Raw genomic sequence first — 20352 nt, forward strand, 5'->3', positions numbered from 1 at the left:
CGGGGACACTGCCAAAAAGGAAAAGAACCCTTATGCACCGCGGTTGTTGGCGATGATTTCTTCGGAAATCGAACGCGGAACCTCGGCGTAGGAATCGAACTGCATGGTGAACACCGCGCGGCCCTGGGTCTTGGAACGCAGGTCGCCGATGTAGCCAAACATTTCTGACAACGGCACCTTGGCACGAATAACCTTCACGCCCTGGCCGTCATTCATGGAAGCAATGTTGCCACGGCGGGAGTTCAGGTCGCCGATGACATCACCCATGTACTCCTCGGGAGTACGGACTTCCACATCCATGATGGGTTCCAAGATGACGGGATTCGCCTTCTTGGCGCCTTCCTTGAACACCATGTTGCCGGCAATCTTGAAAGCCATTTCCGAGGAGTCGACTTCGTGGTAAGCGCCGTCCTCCAACGTTGCTTTCACGTCCACCATCGGGTATCCGGCCAAAACGCCGGATTCCATAGCCTCGCGAATGCCTGCGTCAACGGAAGGAATGTATTCGCGCGGAACACGACCCCCGGTGACCTTGTCTTCGAAAGCGTAGGTGTTGCCCTCGGCCCGTTCTTCCTCGCTCAACGGCTCGAACGTCACCAGCACCTTCGCGAACTGGCCGGAACCACCGGTCTGTTTCTTGTGGGTGTATTCGACCTTCTCGACCTTCTTCTTGATGGTCTCACGGTAAGCCACCATGGGCTTGCCGACGTTAGCTTCCACCTTGAACTCGCGCTTCATCCGGTCCACGATGATGTCCAAGTGCAGCTCGCCCATACCGCCAATAACGGTCTGTCCGGTTTCCTCGTCCAGACGCACGGTAAAGGTCGGGTCTTCCTCGGCCAGCTTCTGGATGGCGATGCCCATCTTTTCCTGATCGGCCTTTGACTTCGGTTCCACCGCCACGTGAATCACGGGTTCGGGGAAGGTCATGGATTCCAGCACAATCGGCTTGTCGATGGCGCACAGCGTGTCGCCGGTGGTGGTCTCTTTCAAACCAATAAAGGCATAGATGTGACCAGCGTGAGCGACTTCCACCGGATTCTCATGGTTGGAGTGCATCTGGAACAGCTTGCCCACGCGCTCTTTCTTTCCCTTAGTGGAGTTGTAGATCTGGGTGCCTTGCTCGGCTTTCCCGGAGTACACGCGCACGTAGGTCAGCTTGCCGTAGAACGGGTGCACGGCCACCTTGAAGGCCAAAGCGGCAAAAGGCTCGTTCTCATCAGGCTTGCGGGATTCGGTTTCGCCTTCCTCCTCGTGACCGGGACGGAAACCGCGAACCTCCTCAACATCCAGCGGGCAGGGCAGGTAGTCGATGACCCCGTCCAAGCAGGGCTGCACGCCCTTGTTCTTAAAAGCGGAGCCGCCATAGACCGGGTAAATCTCGGAACGAACGGTGCGCGCCCGGATTCCTTGCTTAATCTGGTCAACGCTCAGCTCGCCGTTCTCGAGGTAGGCCTCCATCAGTTCGTCGCTGGCCTCAGCGGCCTCTTCGGTAGCTGTCTCCAGGTACTTCGCGGCCTTTTCCTGGTATTCCGCGGGAATGTCTTTGTACTCGACAACGGCGCCCTTGGTTTCGTTACCGTCAGCATCTTTCTCAGGGAAGTACACGGCTTGCTGACGCAAAACGTCAATGACACCGACAAAGTCGGATTCCGCGCCCATCGGGAAAGTCATCACTACCGGACGAGCCCCCAAGCGGTCAATGATGGTCTGGACCGAAAAGTCGAAGTCCGCACCCAGCTTGTCCATCTTGTTGATGAAGCAGATACGCGGCACGTTGTACTTGTCAGCCTGGCGCCACACGGTTTCGGACTGCGGTTCCACGCCTTCCTTACCGTCAAACACCGCTATCGCTCCGTCCAAGACGCGCAGGGAACGTTCCACCTCAACGGTGAAGTCCACGTGTCCGGGGGTGTCGATGATGTTGATTTGATTGTTCTTCCAGAAACAGGTCGTAGCCGCGGAGGTAATGGTGATACCGCGTTCTTGTTCCTGTTCCATCCAGTCCATAGTCGAAGCGCCATCGTGCGTTTCACCGATCTTGTAGTTGATACCGGTGTAGAACAGGATGCGTTCCGTCGTGGTCGTCTTACCAGCATCGATGTGTGCCATGATGCCAATGTTGCGGACCTTCTTAAGGTCAGTTAGCACGTCAAGTGCCACGGGCGTGTCCCTTCGTTAGTATTTGTTATTTCTTAGTAATTCTATAAGTCACTCGGTGCGGGTTTACATCCGGAACTTACAGGCAGCGACTGCCCGGCGACTACCAGCGGTAGTGGGCAAAGGCGCGGTTAGCTTCAGCCATCTTGTGAACGTCCTCACGGCGCTTCACCGCGGCACCCAAGCCGTTGGAAGCATCCAAAATTTCGTTCATGAGCCGTTCGGTCATGGTCTTTTCACGACGCTGACGGGAGAAATCCACCAGCCAACGCAGCGCCAAAGTGGTCGCGCGAGAGGCTTTGACTTCCACCGGAACCTGGTAGGTTGCCCCACCGACACGACGGGAACGAACCTCCAAGTGCGGACGAATATTCTCCATAGCGCGCTTGAGCACCACGATGGGGTCCTGCTCGGTCTTGTGAGCCACACCTTGCAGCGCACCATAGACGATGCTCTGAGCCACGGACTTTTTCCCGTCCAACAGGACGCGATTGACGAGCTGGGTGACCAGCGGAGAGTTGTACACCGGGTCAGCAATGAGTGGGCGCTTAGGCGCCGGTCCTTTACGAGGCATTCTTACTTCTTCTCCTTCTTAGCGCCGTACTTGGAGCGACCCTGTTTACGGTCGCGCACACCCTGGGTATCGAGAGCGCCGCGCACGATGTGGTAGCGCACACCCGGGAGGTCCTTCACACGGCCACCGCGCACCAGCACGATGGAGTGTTCCTGAAGGTTGTGGCCAACGCCAGGAATGTAGGCGCTGACTTCGATGCCGGAAGAAAGACGCACACGAGCGACCTTGCGCAGAGCCGAGTTCGGCTTCTTCGGGGTGGTGGTGTACACACGAGTGCACACGCCACGACGCTGCGGAGAGCCTGCCAAGGCCGGGGTCTTGGACTTCGTGCGCTTGCTGGTACGTCCTTGGTGGACAAGTTGTTCAATAGTAGGCACAGTAACTCCGTTTCTTGAATTTGCTTGGAATCTAAGGCTTTGTAGCCGCCCCGCGGACATAGCTGTACCGTCCGGGGGCCGGTCCGCCTTCCTTTGGTCCTTGGTTCAAGAACGACATTTCAGGTTGCGTCCGGAGCTCGAACGGAGCGAGCCCGCTGTTCGCACGAGTTTCTTCGCGCGACTCTGGGTGACTAAAAACAGACACCAAAGAGCTATCTTACCAAAACTGCGAACCCGCGACAAAACCAGTCGGTGCGCGAGACAAACCCGGCTGCACTATAATGAAACCATGAGCGAAGACCAGCCCAAACCTCAGCCCCCCGAGCCCATCGAACCCGCTGCGGACAGTCCCCTTCTGGCCGCAAGTGCCGCCAAGGAACGCCTCGCCGGGGAAAAGGGCGTGTGGATGCAAGCGACTTTGCTGCCCATGGCGCTGATTGGGGTGTACCTGGTGGTCATCGGTTTGGCAACGAATATCTACGGCGCCGTGGTGGGCACCGGTAGCTCTCCCGAGAAAATTTTTGAAGCGCCCTTAGCTCTGGGGCTTTGCGGCCTGATTCTGTGCGTCGCGGAAATTGCCGCCTACCGCCTCCTGGTGGGCTTGTTTGCGAAGCGTCGGGTTACGGAGCTGGCTGCCAAGCCGGCATTGCCCGAAATCCTGGCGGGAATCGCGACGGGGGCGGGGCTGGTGAGCTTGCCGATGCTAATCCTGTGGGCCAGCGGACATTGGCAGCTGACCCAGGTCAGTATTGAACCCGGCGTGGGTCTGGGCATAGCTATGGGTCTGGTGTCCTGTGTATGGGAGGAGCTGCTGTTCCGCGGGGTGATGGTGCGGCTTTTTGACCGAGCTTGGGGGCCGGTGTGGGCCATCACCATGTCCACCGTGGTGTTCGGAGGACTGCACCTGATGAATCCCGGTATGACGGGAATGGGGGTTGTCGCCCTGGCTCTCAGTGGCGGACCGCTGCTGGGAGCCGCCTACCTGTGGAAACACCGGCTATGGTTCCCCATCGGACTGCATTTTGGATGGAACGCGATGCAGGGCTCCTTTTGGGGGTCGGTCGTGTCCGGTACCGGGGAACAGCACGGGCTGTTGCAAGGTACCTTTGTCGGTCCCCAGTGGATTACCGGCGGCAGCGTCGGGGTGGAGGGTTCTTTCCTGACCGCCATCGTTTGCCTGGCCGCTACGACGCTCATCGTGCTACGGATGCGCCGCCATCCTGAAAGCCCGGATTTGTCGCAGAAATGAGCGGATTAACGGGGTAACTCGACAGGTTAATGCTTTCACTGGTCGCGATTTTCGGGCAGTTGCGTTTTTAGACTGTAAACCGATTTGGGGAGGTAATTTTTGTCTGCAGGGTTGTTGGCACTATTAGACGACGTGGCGGCTTTGGCGAAAGCCGCGGCCACTTCACTTGACGATGTGACAGGAGTGGCGGCCCGAGCCAGCGGCAAGGCGGTTGGGGTCGTGATTGACGATACCGCCGTCACTCCTCAGTACGTAGCGAGGATTGCCCCGAAGCGAGAACTTCCGGTCATCGCCAAGATTGCCCGCGGCTCAATCATCAATAAAGCCGTCATCCTGGTGGTTTCGTTGCTGTTGAATTATTTTCTGCCCGCCGCTCTGACCCCCATCTTGATGGTGGGAGGGGCATACTTGTGCTTTGAAGGTGCCGAAAAAATTTTGGGGCATATTTTCCACCACCAGACTGGCGCCACTCACAACACCCCAACCTCAGCTAACGCCGCAGAGGAAGAAAAACGCATCGTGCGCGACGCCACCCGCACCGACCTCATCTTGTCCACCGAAATTATGGTGGTGGCCCTAAACGAGGTCCGCACGCAGAGCCTGGCGATGCAAATCGGGGCTCTGATTGTGGTGGCTTTCCTGATTACGGCGCTGGTCTATGGAGTAGTAGCGCTACTGGTAAAGATGGATGACGTGGGCTTGGCATTGAGCCGCACCCACCACAAGTTCTCTCAGGCTACCGGACGGTTGCTGATTCGGCTGATGCCCGCTATCCTCAAGATTCTCTCCACAGTCGGGGTCGCGGCGATGTTGTGGGTGGGAGGACATCTGTTCTTTAGTGGACTAGCTGAAGTGGGGATGCCTCTCATATTCGGATTCATGCAGGCTTGTGGTCACGCGGTAGCGAGTTCTGTACCGGTAGCCAGCGCGGCAGGTGCTTGGATCACGGAAACCGTATTAGCTATGTTGCTAGGATTTGTTCTCGGTGCCATTGTGACCGTAACAGTTTGGGGTATTAGCGCCATCGTGAAACGAATCCAGCGGAAAAATCCTCCGGAAGAACTCTAGTCGCTACAGCGGGATTAGGAGTGCGAGGCAATCCGTTCCAGAGCCGAATTTTCCACGACCTGTTCCAAACTGTCGTGAATAATCTGGGCGCGTCCCGGCCCGACTCCTTCGATTTCCATCAGTTCTTCGGTGGAAACCTCTAGCAGCTCGGACAAAGTCCCCCACCGGCGCGTAATCGCCTCAACAATATGGGCAGGAAGCCGCGGAATCCGCGCCAACATGCGCAAACCGCGGGCACTCAAGGGAATCTCGAGGATTTCCGAGCCCATTCCGCTCACCCCGATGATGCGGGCCACCAAGCTCAAATCCAACAGTTCTGCATCGTCCAGTTCGCCCAGGCGATTGACCACCTTTTCCTCTGAGTATTCATCGGGAATATAGTCACGAATCAGCAGGGAACGGTTCACCGCAAAGCCGCGCATCAGCTCAGCTTGCTGCATTTTCAATAGGCGCCCGTGTTCGCCCAGCTGAATGAGCATATCGGACACTTCATGTCCGACCCGACGCACCATTTCTTGACGTTGCACCACCAGCGCCACGTCACGGGCGGTAACCATGTCGTCGATTTCCATAGTGGTCAGCAGGTCTGAGACTTCGTTCAAACGAATCCGATATTTTTCCAAGGTGTCAATCGCCAGAGACGCACGGGTCAGCAGGGTTTCCGGGTCTTCCAGCACGTAGCGTTTATTGCCCAGATACAGCGAAATGGCCCGCAGGGAATGCGATACGGCAATAACCGGGTTGCCGCTTTGCACCGCGACACGGTGAGCCGTGCGGTGGCGCATGCCGGATTCGGTGGTGGGAATGGAGGGGTCAGGAAGCAGCTGGACGTTTGCGCGGCGAATCCGCCATTTGTTCGGGTCGATAATGACCGCGCCGTCCATTTTGCACAGTTCGCGCAGCCGCGTGGCCGAGAAATCAATGTCGAACTCAAAACCGTCGGAACAAATCCTTCTGATGTGGTCCTCGTAGCCCAACACCACCAGGGCGCCGGCATGCGCCCGGATGACTCGGTCGAGTCCATCGCGCAGCTCGGTACCCGGAGCCAGCATGGTAATCACTTCCCGGAATCTCTGCGCGTCGTTCATGGTTTTATCCTACTGTTTTCGCGGGGTTTTCGTGACTGGTTTGCGGCGGGCTTTCCGGCGCGGCGCTGGGGGCAGGAGGCGGATCCTGCAGAGCAAAGACAGTTTCTGGTCCGACAACAGCTCCGTTCCACACCGTGTTGAGGCGATAGGTGCCCGCCATGGCAGCCTGGCTGGCGGGTGAACAATCCGCGTTATGCACCAGACCGTCCCAGCTCAGGTTATGTTTCCAAGTCATGCCTCGATCCAGCAACAGTTGCTGGGTCGGGGCGTCGGCGGGCTGGCATTTGGTTGAGTTGTAAATGATTTGGTTGCCCGAAATAATCTGCATCCCCACTTTTGCGGGGTCAATCATCACGGTACAAGCCGCTTTGCCGGCGTTGTGCAGGGTCATCTCGGCTTGGTCCCCAGCCCCGACATTGATTACCGCACTGGGGTGGGTCAGCGTGATTTCCAAGGATTTGTCCACGCAGGGCTGCGGCGGGGAGAAAGTGCGTTCTGCCATCCGAATCTGATAAGCCCTAGCATCTTCCGCTTGGGCGGCTTGCCACCGGGTAAAAGCGGTCGCGACCTCACGAATCACCAGCACCATTCCCACGATGGCCAAAATTACAATCGCTAGGGCAATCAGACGATTGCGCCGAATTTGAGCCTCAGTGTACTTTGGCGGACGCGGCTTTCCACGGTTTATCCCTGTTTTTCCGGCAGTCCCCGACTGCGTTTTACGTGCTGTGGCGGTTCCGGATTTCCCGCCGTTTCGGGACACCGTAGAGCGCGGCTGTCTATCCGCGCGTTGCCTGTCTGTGTCAGTGTCCACCATGCTCCTAAGTTACGGCTTAGAGACGCAAAACCCGAAAGTCCACGCCGTTAGTTGCTAGAATTTTGTCAAAACGAAGGAGTTTTCATGAGCGCGTCGACAAGGCACCAGTCCTCCGGCAGGGGTTCACGTGGCCAGATTGTGACCCCCCGCCAACTCGCAATCACCGGCATCGGTTCCCTGCTGACTTTTGCCTGGTACGCCTCTCCGGATCTATTCACGGAAAAGAAACCGCGAGCTTTGGTGCGCTTGGGCATCATTCCCGCTTTGACAGCTTTGACCGCTTTGGTGGCGCGGGATACCGTCACCGCGGTACGCGATGACATCGCCTCGGAAAGCCCCGACCAAGAGGCTTGGGAAATGACCAGCGACAACGTGAAATTCGATCCCAAGAATCTGGATTGGCGCGTGTTGATGCTGCTGGGAGCTTTCGGAACGGTGTTGCTGGGTTGCAGTATTTGGCTGGAGTTCTGGCTGTTTCGCCGGGGTGAGCGCCGCCGCCTGTCCGGGGTGAAACTGGCTCATACTCGCCAAGCTATCCCTATCTCCCTGCTGTTTGCCGCAGGTTACCTGGTTGACGACGCGCAGACGAACTGATTGTTAGCGTCGGTTCGAGAGGCATTGTCCCCCCTGTCTAAGCAGCTTCCGGGGTCGCTCCAGACGAGGATTGAGATTTCGGATCCTCCGGGTCGATAGTGCAGATTTTTTCGATGATCAGTCCGGTTGCCACCATCAATGCCGCGCCGATAACCGCCACAATCTTTCTCCATAGCGTCTCTGCCAGAGCATCGTTTCCCAAGTTCACCAGTATAAAGATGGACTGCGCCCCGAAATAGCCCAGGAAAATGGCCCCGGTGTGCGACAGGGCGAGAGACAGCGCCGCCACCCGAGCGGCCCCCACCGCGCTCATCCAAGTCTCCTGACGCTTCTTGAGCCTATGTACGTGCGCCGCCAACCACGCGCTCAAGAGGGAAATAATCAGGGCAACCAAACCGAATTCCACACCGTCACGCGGCAGCGAGGCGCCTTGGTTGTACAGGAAGTTCAGCAACGCGGCGCTGAGGGCTCCCACCACCACGGTCAGGAGCACCAGTACGACAGGTTTCGTGTGGCTCATCAGTGCCGCCGCTTCCTGACACGCTTCCACTGTGGGGCAGGGACTGTGGGCTGCGCGGAGGAAAGCGAGTTCGCGGCCGAAGGGGTGGAATCTTGACGAATAATGTCGATTTCGGTGTCGTTGTCGACCACGCGAGGCCGGGCATCCGCTCCGGGCAGGGCGGCTTGCCAAGACGGCAGACCGAAACCGTCGCGGTCCCTGTCCTCCGGCTCGCCCAGCGGAGAGCCTTCGGGTACGTCCGTGAAATCGGGGGCAGAAGGGAGGTTCGGCGCGTTCTGTTCCGGCTTCGTTTCCGGATCGGTCACCAGCCAGTCCGTCCACAGGTTCACAATTCCGTTGGCGTCCTGCGCCCAAGCCGCAAGTTGAGAGACGGAGCGACCCTCCAGAGTCGCGTGCGGGTCAAGTCGGGACCAAGGTACCAAGACAAACGCTCGTGCGGAGGCTCGCGGGTGGGGCAAGGCCAGGCGTGAATCGTCAGAAGTCACCCCTTCAACGTCAATCACGTCAACATCCAAAGTCCGCGCTGCCCAGCGATAGGGCCGCTCCCGCCCGTGGGTATCTTCCAGATGATGCGCCAAATTCAACAGCTCTACCGCAGACAAACGCGACCACACTTGCACCACCGCGTTGTAGTAATCCGGTTGCGGGGCGGCGCCGGGCTGCAGCACCGGACGAGTCCGAGCTAGGGGCGAGACCTCCACCCGTTCGAACTCCGGAGCGGACTGCAGGGCGGCCACCACCTCTCGCAGCGTTCCCAGCGGATTGCCCAAGTTCGCACCCAAAGCCAACACTGCGGGGCGAGCCTGCTCGGGGCGTAAGGTCAGGTTGGCGGGATAATCAGCCAAGTGCGCTGCAAAATCCGCCCGCGTGCGCAAAATGCGTATCGCCACGTCTTCGAATTGCACATCCATGCAGGCATGAGGTTTATGCAAGGTGACTTGGACCGCCGCAATGCGCGAATCCTCCAGCACAGACAGGGCGATGTGCGTAGCCAGACGCTCAATCAGGGAGGCGCTTTTCCCTTCAATGACCGCGACAATCTTTTCAGCCACGACTGAGTAATCGACGGTGTGAGCGACGTCATCCGAGCTGGCTGCCCGACGGGAATCGAACCACAGGGTTAGGTCGACCGAAAAGTCCTGGGGGGCGTGATGCTCCGATTCCAAAACTCCGTGAATGCCCCGCGCGAAAATCCCGCGCAGCGTGATGGAATCCAGACCGTCCAAACGGTCAACCACGTCAACAGAGCGCCCGAGGGCATCTCGTGGAGAATCCGGTCCGGGAGCATGTCGTAAAGTCATCTGTAAAACTGCCTCTCAACAGGGATGATGGTGGGCGTCAAGGAGAGCCGCCGCCCGGACAGCCACCGCTGCCGGAGCCACGTTGTGTACGCGCACCGCCCAAACCTTGTGCAGTGCGCCATACATGGAAACTGCTGCAGTGGCATCATCGCGAGGATGGCGGTCACTGGCCGCCGTCTCCAAATCCGCTAAATATCGTTTTCGTGACGGACCGATAAGCACCGGGTAGCCACGGTGTAAAAACACATCTAGGTTCGCCAGCACCTCCCAGTCCTGCTCACCGACCTTGGAAAATCCCAGGCCGGGATCGATGATGACTCGGTGCATATCAATACCGCTGTGGCGCATGAGTTCCAGGCGCGCCTCCACCTCATGCCAGGTTTCCCCAGCCACATCGTCATAGACGGCCAACTCGTTGGCCTTCTCTGGACTGCCCCGCCAGTGCTGGCAAATATAGCTCAGCTGCGGGTAGCGCAACTGAAGCGCAGCCACCGTGGCAAACATGGAGTCGTCCACGATTCCGCCCGAAACATCGTTGATGATGCTGGCTCCCGCCTCCACGGCCGCCTGGGCAGTTTTCGCGTGCAGGGTATCCACCGAAACAGTCATGCCGGCCGCAACCAACTTTGTAATGACCGGCAGGACACGGGCGATTTCTTCCTCAACCTCCACAGGTTTGCGACCCGGCGCGGTCGATTCGCCCCCCACGTCAACCAGGTCAGCTCCCTGTGCCACCATTTCCAGGGCGTGAGACACCGCCCGGCTCGAATCAAGCCATTTTCCGCCGTCCGAAAAGGAATTCGGGGTCACGTTCAAAACCCCCATCACCAGGGTGCGCTGGGGGCGCAGATAGTCCGGCAGCGCTGGCGCCGATGGGGCGGGCTGGGTCCCGACTGGAACAGCCATCATATGCCTCTCTCCCTCTTCGTTTCTGAACCGGCCCGGGCAACCCGAACCGATGTCCACGGCGTCCTAGTCCGCAGACAAAATCAGACTCATCGCTTCAGAACGCGTCGTGCTGGAGTGTTCCATCACCCCGCGCACCGCGGAAGTCGTGGTGCGAGCCCCCGGCTTCTTTACCCCGCGCACCGTCATGCACATATGTTCGGCCTGCAGCACCACGATGACCCCCTGCGGCTGGAGCACCTGCCACACCGCGTCAGCGATTTGCTGGGTCAGGCGTTCTTGCACCTGCAAACGGTGCGCGTACCCGTCCACCAGCCGCGCCAGCTTGGACAGCCCCGTAATCCGTTTCCCCTGCGGGATATAGCCCACGTGCGCCAGTCCCACGAACGGCAGCAGGTGGTGTTCACACATGGAGTTGAACGGGATGTCTTTGACCAGAACAAGGTCGTTGTGTTCCACCGGGAACATTCGCTCCAGATGCTTTCGCGGATCCTCTTGGTAGCCTTGCAGCAGCTCCGCAAAAGAGCGGGCCATCCGGTCCGGGGTTTCGCGCAAGCCCTCGCGGTCGGGGTCTTCCCCCACCGCCACCAACAAATCCCGGATAGCCCGGGTCACCCCTTCGGGGTCATAGGTCGCGTTCATTCGTTTTCATCCTCACTAGGTGCTGGCGCAGGTTCCCCACTTGGGTTTTCAGTCGGAGGCAGCGGGTCGGTGTCGTCGAGAATACGCACCTCTTGTTTCTTCCCGATCGGAGGAATCGGCAAGCTCAAATCAGCCGCAGCTGCGGGGTCCAGTTGCGAATCTGCCGGGTTTTCCTCGGTCTTCACTTCCCCCTGACCAAACGGCACGGTTCCCCCGAGCCCTGAATCCGCCAACGGGCGATCGGCACCATCCAAAGCGAAACCTTCTCCCGACTCTGCGCTGGCTTTGGCGTTACGAATCCTCACGGCTTCAGGAATCTCGATAGGTCCGCGGTCATGGGAGGTTAGCCCTTCATAAGACTGCCACACGGTGCGGCGCGGCGCTTTCTTAACATCTTTAAAGATGACATCCAAGGCTTTTTCGTCCAGAGTTTCTTCCTCCAGCAAGCGGCGCGCGAGCGTATCCAAAATGTCACGATTCTCGGTAATGATGGACCAGGCTTCTCGCGTGGCGGCTTCCATCAAATCTTGCACCTCCGTGTCGATCGCATGAGCGGTGGAATCGGAATAATCTTGCGCTTTGCCATAATCCATGCCCACAAAAGGTTCATCGTGGGAGCTGCCGTAACGAACCGCTCCCAACCCGGCCGACAAGCCCCAGCGGGTCACCATCTTGCGGGCGATAGCGGTGGCATTTTCAATGTCATTAGACGCCCCGGTAGAGGGGTCCTGGAACACGATTTCCTCTACGACTCGCCCTCCCATAGCGTAAACCAGCTGGTCCAGCAGCTGATTACGGGTCTCGGAATAGCGATCCTCGGTGGGCATGACCATGGTGTAGCCCAAGGCGTGTCCACGGGGCAGAATCGTCACTTTCGTCACGGGGTCTGAATAGTTCGATGCCGCGGCGCACAAGGCGTGGCCACCCTCGTGGTAGGCAGTGACCAGTTTGTCGTGGTCGTTCATAATCCGCGAATGCTTCTGGGGCCCGGCAATAACCCGGTCCACCGCTTCATCGAGATCCTGGGCGGTAATGACTTCCCGACTGTGACGTGCCGCCAGCAGGGCCGCTTCGTTCAAAACATTGGCCAAATCCGCGCCGGTGAATCCGGGGGAACGTTTGGCCAGAGATTTCATATCCGCATCGGGAGCCAAGGGCTTGTTCTTGGAGTGAACCGCCAAAATCGCTTCGCGTCCCTTTAAATCCGGGGCTTCGACCGCGACTTGACGATCAAAACGACCGGGACGCAACAAAGCCGGATCGAGCACATCGGCACGGTTGGTAGCGGCAATCATGATGACGTTGGTGCGTTCATCGAATCCGTCCATCTCAACCAGCAGCTGGTTCAAGGTCTGTTCGCGTTCATCGTGACCCCCGCCCAAGCCGGTGCCGCGGTGACGACCTACCGCGTCAATCTCGTCAACAAAAATGATGGCCGGAGCCGCCGCCCGTGCCTGCTCAAACAAATCCCGCACTCGGGAGGCGCCCATACCCACGAACATCTCGACGAACTCGGAACCGCTCATCGAAAAGAACGGCACCCCGGCTTCTCCCGCAACCGCGCGAGCCAACAGGGTCTTACCGGTGCCGGGAGGACCGTAGAGCAGCACCCCCTTGGGAATCTTCGCCCCAAGCTTGTGGAACTTTTCGGGCTCCGCCAGGAACTCTTTGATTTCCTCCAATTCCTCCACAGCCTCATTGACGCCCGCAACGTCAGCGAACGTCACTTTCGTTTCGTCCTCTTTGTTGAACATTCGAGGCTTTGCTCTACCCATTCCGAGGGGACCCATACCCCCGCCCATGCGCGAAACAAACCAGAAAAACACCACAAAGATGATAATCATCGGCACCATCAAAGTGAGCATGGACTCCCACCAGGAGGACACCGGATAGATAGAATCGAAACCCTTCTTTGGTTTCGCGTCGGCTACCGCGTTCGCAACCGTCTCAGCTTGGGGACGAACATACGAAAAAGAAACCTTTTTACCCGCATCCGCATTCGGTTTCAACCCGAAAGGACCGTCTTTGGGCAGGTAAACCCGCGGACGTTGGTAGGACTTGGTCAACTCCATACTGACGGTCTGGGTGCCATCGTTGATAACGACTTTTTCAACGGTGCTGCCCCGCAACAACGTCAAACCTTCGTCGGTGGTAATGCGAGTGGGACCGCCTTGGGCAGAAAAAACCATGAAAGCCACAATTATTGCGATGACTACAAAGGCCGCGATGCCGCCAGAGATTTGTTTTTTCTTTGGAGTTTTATTCGTCTTGTCCATGTTCACTTTTCCGTTATCCGGTACAACACCTTAAGCCTACCAAACAGCTATAAAATGGGTGCATTCCCCCAGTTTTACGCCAACTATAAAGAGAGCATCATGAAGATTGTTATCGCGGCTGATTCTTATCCCCCAGACGTGAGTGGGAATGCGATTTTTTCTCAGAACTTAGCTCGCGGGCTGCGCGCTCGGGGCCACAGCGTTCATGTCATCGCTCCTTCCCCAGTTTCTAGGCCGTATATCACCAACGTTGCGGGTATTTCCGAGCATCGGATGCGCTCCCACGAATTTGCCTATCTCCGTGGTTTCTCTCTGAGTATGCCTTGGAAAATTAATAGCACCGTGCGCCGAATTCTGCAGGGTATAAATCCCGATGTGGTACACGTGCAATCCCACCTCAGCGTGGGCCGGGCCGTCTGCAAATACGCCAACGAATTGGGACTGCCGTTGGTTGTGACAAACCACTTCACTCCGGAAAACCTCCTTGACCGCATCTCTTGCTGTGTACCGAAGTTCATCGGCAAGCTGCTGGCGGATATGGCCTGGAGGGACCTGGCAAATGTGTTCCAACGAGCCGATCGTCTGGTCGCTCCCAGCCCCGCCGCTATCGCGGTCATGAAAGAACACGCGCATCTGGGCGGAGGCATCTCCATCAGCAACGGGGTGAATCTGCCCGTGCACCAAGCTGCCGCTCAAAAGGCTGAAAAACACCAAATTCCGCACCTTCTGTACGTGGGACGTCTGGAAAACCAGAAACACGTGGACGACATCATCACCGCCCTGGCCCTGCTGCAGCCCTCCACCAAACTGCACTTTGACATTGTGGGAACCGGCACGAAAAAGGAAGATTTGCGGCGGAAAGCTGCGGAACTGCGGGTCTTTGACCGGGTTACTTTCCATGGTTACCTGGACGACGATGCCCTCATCGAGATGTACGCGCGCAGCGATATTTTTGTCAACGCCTCCACTGGGGAACTGCAGTCTTTGGCGACTTTGGAGGCACTGAGTTCGGGGATTCCGGTAATTTTGGCGAATGCGGTAGGGCTGCCGCACTTGGTGAGTCCCGGCGTCAACGGCTACCTGTTCCAGCCCGGAGATGTCGAGGCTCTCTCCGATTACCTGGAAGACTTGGCTTTAAACGAGCAAAAACGCAAGTTTATGGGCAAGATGAGCCTAGAGAAAGCTAAACCCCATGACTTTGAAAAAACTCTGGACAGCTACGAAGCCCTGTACCGTTCGGCTCAGGAAGAAAACACGAAAGTGCGCCAGCATCTGGACGCCATCGATCCCGACTACGTATTCCCCCAGGAGTAGTCGCGCGGCTACTTTTCGTAAACGTGGGGCGCTAAGAGCCCGATAAACGGCAGGTTGCGGTAGCGTTCGGCGTAGTCCAGGCCGTATCCGACCACGAATTCGTTGGGAATATCGAAGCCCACGTAGCGTGGATTGACCACCGCTTTGGCGGCATCGGGTTTACGCAACAAAGTCGCGATATTCAGGGACGCACACCCCCGGGTGCGCAGGTTTGCCTCCAGCCAAGACAGGGTCAAGCCGGAATCGATAATGTCCTCCACGATTAAGACGTGACGGTCTTTAATATCGGTGTCCAGATCCTTCAAAATCCGCACCACCCCGGACGATTTCGTCCCAGAACCGTAAGAGGACACCGCCATCCAATCCATCTGAATGGGCGAGTGCAGTTTCCGAGCCAAGTCCGCCATCACCATGACAGCTCCGCGCAACACCCCCACCAGCAGGATTTCGCGACCCGCGTAGTCGTTGTCAATGACGGCCGCCATCTGGGTGAGCCTGGTTTGAATCTGTTCCTCGGTCAATAAGACCCGTTCCATGTCTGCGCCTATGTCTGCAGCGTCCATCAGATGCCTCCCTCAAGTTGCAGGTTCATTCTAAAAGTTCCCCCGCTGGTCTGTGTCCATTTTAGGCCTTCCCCCGGCATTGCCTAAATCGTCATTTTTTCGGTTAATCCGAACGTTTTTCGGGGTCGGAGCCGTCAGAGCAGTCGCGAGAGCGGCCGACAAATTCCAAGAAGTTCCCCCGGCGGGTGACGGTAATCCCGGGCAGGGCGAGGGGACCTTGGCCATGCCAGTCATGAATCAGGCCCACTACGCCACGCAGGTGGGCTTCAGTGAGGGAATCCACCCTCGCCCCCGCTAACAGGCTCGCTCGGCGTAACACCCGGCGCAGGACCGGGGCGGAATAGCGGATTAGGTCGTGGGATTTGTACCCCTCAATGACCGTGAGGTCTAGTTTTACACTGTCCCCCGGTTCCCCATCGCCGGGCTCGTCGCTCAGCACTTCCCAAAGGACCTCTCCCGCGAGCATTTCCAGTATGGTGTCGTCCGCGGCGGCCTGACCAGCCAGACGTGCCAAAGCGGGAGCGGGGTCTTGACCGAGCGCGGCCGCGAGAGCGGGCATAACCTGTTCGCGGATGGCAGCACGAGGTAACGGCTGGCCAGCGGCAGTTTTCACGGGGCCTTCCATCCGGTTGCTCGGATCGTTGACGGCTACGAGCCCGGCCTGCTCACAAGCGGCTTGGGTGAGTTCCCGCCGAATTCCCAGCAATGGACGCGCTAGGCCCAAATCCACCGCGGCATCGACACCGGAATCTGCCTCCCTCCAGGCAAAACGTAAGGGTAGGCCGGTTTGGCAATCCAAGGACTCAAACTCTCTCATGGCCGCAATGGAACGTAGCGAAGATCCCCGCGCCAAACGTAACAAGACGGTTTCGGCCTGGTCATCCAACGTATGCCCGGTGAGAATAACCGCGTGGTTCTTCCCCTGGGCTTTGGCCTCGGCTATGGCAGCGCGTGCCAACAATCCCCAGCGCAACAGGCGCGCCTCGCCTTCCGGCCCGTTTGCACCTCCGCCACTTTCGCCCCGCAACACCATCGCCGAAGTAAACCCCAGCTCGCGGGCACACCGGGCGGCGGCTTGCGATTCAGAGGCGGATTCGGACCGCCAGCCGTGATCTACCGTGAGGCAGCTCACGACCCACGGGCGAGGGTGACGCAGAGCGACGCGAATCAGAGCCGCCGCTAAACTCAACGAATCAGGACCGCCCGAAAGCGCCAGACACAACAGCGTATCTTCCGGGGATCCTAGTGAGTGCAGCACCCGGCGCACCGCAAGCTGGATTTCCCCCAAAGCTCCCCCGGCGTCATGCTCCCAAAGGCGCGTCTCGGCACCCTCAGGGCTAACAAAGGGAGGCAGAGAACTCATGGATGCATTCTATTAGAGGCGCGCCACGAAAGGCATAATCTTGTTCTGGTTATAGAAGTTGAAAATACCCACGGAACTGCCGGGCTTAGGCGCCATCAGGATGGTGTCGCCGCCGGAGTAAATCGCCACGTGGTAGACCCCGTTACCAGTCCCGTTATTGGACCAAAACACCAAATCTCCCGGCTGTTTTTCGCTGAAAGGAACATTGGCGTAGGCGTTGTATTGGGCAGCGGCGGAACGCTGCACTCCTTTGCCGAGCTCTTTCATCCCCGCATAAACCAATCCAGAGCAGTCGTAGCCGTCGGGCCCGGTCCCACCCCAAACGTAAGGAATACCTGTTTTCGTTTTAGCCCAATCCAGCAAGGCCGGACCATATCCCCCGCTCGCGGCACTGCTGGGGGGCGCGGCGGGCTGAGAAGTCGGCGCTGGTGAAGTTGTCGGCTGAGAGGGGACAACGCTAGGTTGCGAGGTCGCTTGCGGAGATTGTCCCGAAGCCGCTGCCTGGCGAGCCTGGCGGTCTGCTTGCGCCTTAGCAGCCTGCTCACGCGCTTTTTGTTCCGCTGCCTGTTGAGCTGCCCGAGCCGCTGCCTGCTGGGCTGCCAGAGCCTCTTGTTCTTGACGTTTGCGCTGCGCCGCGGCCGCCAGGGCAGCTTGTCGCTCCTGCTCGACTTTTTCCTGCCGGGCTTTTTCTTCCGCAATCGTCACTTCGCGTTCCCGCGCCAACTCGACAATGATTTTTTCCCGCTGAGATTCAAGTTTCTTTAACTCGTCCAAAGCATCTTGGGCCTGGGCGCGAGCGGTTTTTTCGGTAGTGGCCAAGCTGGCAGCCGCGTCTTTCTTAGCTTTGGCGGCGCGATTGGCCTTGTCGCGCAATACTTCGGCGACATTTTGCAGCGCCATCAAGCCCTGAGTTTGGTTGTCTGCCTGATTGCCCAAAGCATCGGTGGCGGCTTCCTTCAAAGCGGCGTCGCGGAAGGCATCGGATTCGGTAATAGCTGCCAAATCGGACAATCCACTGCTGTTTTGGCGATACATTGCCACAGCCAGCCGACCCAGCTTTGCTTTGGCCGCGTCGGCTTCCCGTTTCGCCGCCTGGGCTTTTTTCGCGCTTTCGCTGGCTTCAGCAGTGGCGGCATTAAGAGCATCCGTAGCCTCGGCAAAATCTTCGGCAGTTTGGGCATAGTGTAACTGGGCTTCATCGACTTTCACCCGGTTGCGGGCAATAGCGCTTTCCAGTTGGGCTATGCGATCCGGTTTTGCGCTGGGAGCGCCCACAGCCAGGGGAATTGCCCCCATCCCCAGCGTCATAGCCGCAGCCACACTCATCGCCACCAAGCGACGCTTCCATGGTCCAAACTGGTCTGCGTTACTCAAAGCCTGCCTCCCTTAACAGCTTCTTTAACTCTAACCACATCAATCGGCAGTTTTCAACAGATTTAACGATTCTAAACAAAAATCACTACTTTCACAATAACCTCATCTATCACTTTAGTAACAGCAGTAACATTTGTCCTGACAAATGCCGGGGGGTGTCGGCAACACCACACCGAAAAAAGGTTCCCCTCCCGCACAAACGCGAGAGGGGAACCTTGTGAAAAGTGAAAAACCTATTCCGCAGGAGTCGTCTTGGCGACTGCCATCAGGAACTCGGCATTGGTCTGGGTATCTTTCAGCTTCTGGAGCACCACGCCTGCGGCTTGTTCCAGTTCCAGAGACGCCAGCACTCGACGTAGCCGCCACAGCACGCTCAGCTCCTCCTTCGTGAACAGCACCTCCTCGTGGCGAGTACCCGAAGAATTGACATCCACCGCCGGATACAAACGCTTTTCGGCCAGTTCGCGAGACAGCCGGAGTTCCATATTGCCGGTACCTTTGAATTCCTCAAAGATGACCTCGTCCATCTTGGAGCCAGTTTCGACCAGGGCGGTAGCGATAATCGTCAAGGAGCCGCCGTTTTCGACGTTGCGGGCGGCGCCAAAGAAACGCTTGGGCGGATACAGAGCAGACGCATCCACACCACCAGAAAGAATCCGACCCGAAGCCGGGGCGGCCAGGTTGTAAGCACGCCCCAAACGAGTGATGGAATCCAGCAGCACCACGACGTCGCCGCCCAGCTCCACCAAGCGCTTGGCTCGCTCAATCGCGAGTTCCGCCACCGTAGTGTGTTCCGAGGCAGGACGATCGAAAGTCGAGGCAATAACCTCGCCCTTGACCGTGCGTTGCATATCGGTGACTTCCTCCGGGCGTTCGTCCACCAGAACCACCATGATGTGAACTTCGGGGTTGTTGATGGAAATCGCGTTGGCAATTTGCTGCAAGATGATGGTCTTACCGGCCTTCGGCGGAGACACAATCAGGCCGCGCTGACCCTTGCCGATGGGAGCCATCAGGTCAATAATCCGCGGAGCCAGCACCTTCGAAGATGTTTCCAGGCGCAACTGTTCATCAGGATACAGCGGGGTCAGCTTGGAAAACTCGATTCGTTGCGAAGCCTCCTCGATGCTCTGCCCGTTGATGGAATCCAGATGGACCAAAGCGTTGTGCTTGACACGGCGTTCCTCGCCTTCACGAGGCTTGCGCACTGCTCCCACAATCGCGTCGCCGGGACGCAGTCCCCACCGCCGCACCTGACCCAAAGTCACGTAAACATCGTTAGGGCCGGGCAGGTACCCGGAGGTCCGCACAAAGGCGTGGTTCTCTTTCACGTCCAAGATACCGGCGATAGGCAGCAACTCTTCGGGGCTGATTTCTTCGCCGCTGTTGTTGTTGTCGTTGTCATCCCGATCGCGGCCACGGTTGCGGTTGCGATTTCGGCCGCGGCGATCGTTGCGGTTGCGCCGGTCATAGCGTTCGCTCCGGTCGTCTTGAGTCTGTTCGCGCCGGGCGCTGGCTCCTTGGGCTACCGCTTCCAGCTGGGGATTGTTCTCGGTGACGGATTCGGCGTCATCATGGCTGCGGTGGTGGCGCGAGGGCGCGGCTCCAAGATCGTGCTCCAACGCCGCCTTCACGTCAAGAGTGGGCGTGTATTCGGAGTTTTCTTCCGTGCTGGGTTCACCCGCCGGCGCAGAGACCCGACGGTGACGGCGCACCGTACGCGTTTGACCCGCGGAGGGAGTAGCTTCTTTCTCACCGTCACGTTCCGTATCCTGAGACGGTTTTCGCGTCGCAGTTTTTTGGGAGGCGGGCGCAGAATCTCCAGATTTCTGTTTTTCAATAATCGCTTCAATAAGTTGCGGTTTTCGAGCCTGAGAAATGCCTTTAATGCCCAGCGACTTTGCCAGTTCGCGCAGTTCCGAAAGCTTCATAGCAGCCAGTTGATTGTCGTTCACAAGTGTCCTTATCTCAAAGGTTAATGGGTAAAAACTTGCGCAACGTTCTAAATTACGAAGGTTCGCAAGCAGACCGACTCAAGAATACGAATCGGGTTTGGCCCGGAAGATATCTACGGACCCGCGGCTGAGCCGTGTTGATTAAATCATACCTCCGCGCTAAGGTTTCAACAAAACGAGTATCAACTTCGTGAGCGTGACCCCGTCATGA

General features: G+C 58.1%; 18 protein-coding genes. 4 read left to right on the top strand and 14 right to left on the bottom strand.

Annotation, left to right across the window (positions count from 1 at the left end):
- Positions 1-30: 30 nt before the first annotated feature.
- The 3 genes from fusA to rpsL all read right to left on the bottom strand — a co-directional run bounded on the left by fusA (position 31) and on the right by rpsL (position 3111).
- The gene (fusA, locus tag RQ935_RS03575; protein ID WP_311497239.1) at positions 31-2163 is read right to left on the bottom strand and encodes an elongation factor G; all 2133 of its coding nucleotides are present in this window, start codon (positions 2161-2163) and stop codon (positions 31-33) included.
- 100 nt (positions 2164-2263) lie between these two features.
- Positions 2264-2734: a 30S ribosomal protein S7 gene (gene rpsG / locus RQ935_RS03580; protein ID WP_296179357.1), complete on the bottom strand. Its 471-nt coding sequence runs from the start codon at positions 2732-2734 to the stop codon at positions 2264-2266.
- Positions 2735-2736: 2 nt separating this feature from the next.
- Positions 2737-3111 carry a 30S ribosomal protein S12 gene (gene rpsL, locus RQ935_RS03585; RefSeq protein WP_004008363.1) on the bottom strand — a complete coding sequence of 125 codons (375 nt, stop codon included), beginning with the start codon at positions 3109-3111 and terminating at the stop codon, positions 2737-2739.
- A gap of 289 nt (positions 3112-3400) precedes the next feature.
- Between rpsL and RQ935_RS03590 the strand changes: the two genes are divergently transcribed.
- Positions 3401-4360 carry a type II CAAX endopeptidase family protein gene (locus RQ935_RS03590; protein WP_311497240.1) on the top strand — a complete coding sequence of 320 codons (960 nt, stop codon included), beginning with the start codon at positions 3401-3403 and terminating at the stop codon, positions 4358-4360.
- A gap of 99 nt (positions 4361-4459) precedes the next feature.
- Positions 4460-5428, top strand: coding sequence for a DUF808 domain-containing protein (locus tag RQ935_RS03595; RefSeq protein WP_311497241.1), 969 nt, complete (start codon positions 4460-4462; stop codon positions 5426-5428).
- A 14-nt stretch (positions 5429-5442) separates the two neighbouring features.
- Here RQ935_RS03595 and disA read toward each other — a convergent pair whose 3' ends face one another.
- Together disA and RQ935_RS03605 are read right to left on the bottom strand one after the other, a co-directional pair.
- The gene (gene disA / locus RQ935_RS03600) at positions 5443-6516 is read right to left on the bottom strand and encodes a DNA integrity scanning diadenylate cyclase DisA (RefSeq protein WP_297722761.1); all 1074 of its coding nucleotides are present in this window, start codon (positions 6514-6516) and stop codon (positions 5443-5445) included.
- Positions 6517-6520: 4 nt separating this feature from the next.
- Complete coding sequence (locus RQ935_RS03605; RefSeq protein ID WP_311497242.1) at positions 6521-7333, bottom strand: hypothetical protein; 813 nt, start codon at positions 7331-7333, stop codon at positions 6521-6523.
- 84 nt (positions 7334-7417) lie between these two features.
- Here RQ935_RS03605 and RQ935_RS03610 point away from each other — a divergent pair, with 84 nt between their 5' ends.
- Entirely contained in the window at positions 7418-7927 is a 510-nt protein-coding gene (locus RQ935_RS03610; protein ID WP_299293322.1) for a hypothetical protein, read from the top strand.
- Positions 7928-7964: 37 nt separating this feature from the next.
- Here the strand turns inward: RQ935_RS03610 and RQ935_RS03615 are convergent, their stop codons facing one another.
- From RQ935_RS03615 to ftsH, 5 genes are all read right to left on the bottom strand, one after another.
- Positions 7965-8447 (bottom strand): DUF3180 domain-containing protein, encoded by a 483-nt coding sequence (locus RQ935_RS03615; protein WP_311497243.1) that lies wholly within the window; start codon positions 8445-8447, stop codon positions 7965-7967.
- Positions 8447-9748: a 2-amino-4-hydroxy-6-hydroxymethyldihydropteridine diphosphokinase gene (gene folK / locus RQ935_RS03620; RefSeq protein WP_311497244.1), complete on the bottom strand. Its 1302-nt coding sequence runs from the start codon at positions 9746-9748 to the stop codon at positions 8447-8449. Before folK ends, RQ935_RS03615 begins: the two co-directional genes overlap by 1 nt.
- 15 nt (positions 9749-9763) lie before the next feature.
- Positions 9764-10654, bottom strand: coding sequence for a dihydropteroate synthase (gene folP / locus RQ935_RS03625; RefSeq protein ID WP_311497314.1), 891 nt, complete (start codon positions 10652-10654; stop codon positions 9764-9766).
- A gap of 66 nt (positions 10655-10720) precedes the next feature.
- Complete coding sequence (gene folE, locus RQ935_RS03630) at positions 10721-11296, bottom strand: GTP cyclohydrolase I FolE (RefSeq protein WP_296179382.1); 576 nt, start codon at positions 11294-11296, stop codon at positions 10721-10723.
- Positions 11293-13572 (bottom strand): ATP-dependent zinc metalloprotease FtsH, encoded by a 2280-nt coding sequence (gene ftsH, locus RQ935_RS03635; RefSeq protein ID WP_311497245.1) that lies wholly within the window; start codon positions 13570-13572, stop codon positions 11293-11295. Before ftsH ends, folE begins: the two co-directional genes overlap by 4 nt.
- A 99-nt stretch (positions 13573-13671) precedes the next feature.
- Between ftsH and RQ935_RS03640 the strand changes: the two genes are divergently transcribed.
- Positions 13672-14886 carry a glycosyltransferase gene (locus RQ935_RS03640; protein ID WP_311497246.1) on the top strand — a complete coding sequence of 405 codons (1215 nt, stop codon included), beginning with the start codon at positions 13672-13674 and terminating at the stop codon, positions 14884-14886.
- A gap of 8 nt (positions 14887-14894) precedes the next feature.
- Here RQ935_RS03640 and hpt read toward each other — a convergent pair whose 3' ends face one another.
- From hpt to rho, 4 genes are all read right to left on the bottom strand, one after another.
- Entirely contained in the window at positions 14895-15449 is a 555-nt protein-coding gene (hpt, locus tag RQ935_RS03645) for a hypoxanthine phosphoribosyltransferase (protein ID WP_311497247.1), read from the bottom strand.
- A gap of 103 nt (positions 15450-15552) precedes the next feature.
- Positions 15553-16812 (bottom strand): tRNA lysidine(34) synthetase TilS, encoded by a 1260-nt coding sequence (gene tilS / locus RQ935_RS03650; protein WP_311497248.1) that lies wholly within the window; start codon positions 16810-16812, stop codon positions 15553-15555.
- Between the two features lie 12 nt (positions 16813-16824).
- A complete protein-coding gene (locus RQ935_RS03655) occupies positions 16825-18186 on the bottom strand; it encodes an NlpC/P60 family protein (RefSeq protein WP_311497249.1) in 1362 nt (453 codons plus the stop codon).
- Positions 18187-18419: 233 nt separating this feature from the next.
- Positions 18420-20141 (bottom strand): transcription termination factor Rho, encoded by a 1722-nt coding sequence (rho, locus tag RQ935_RS03660; RefSeq protein WP_311497250.1) that lies wholly within the window; start codon positions 20139-20141, stop codon positions 18420-18422.
- Between the last annotated feature and the right edge of the window lie 211 nt (positions 20142-20352).

It is taken from the genome of uncultured Mobiluncus sp. (assembly GCF_963511525.1).
Classification (GTDB): domain Bacteria; phylum Actinomycetota; class Actinomycetes; order Actinomycetales; family Actinomycetaceae; genus Mobiluncus.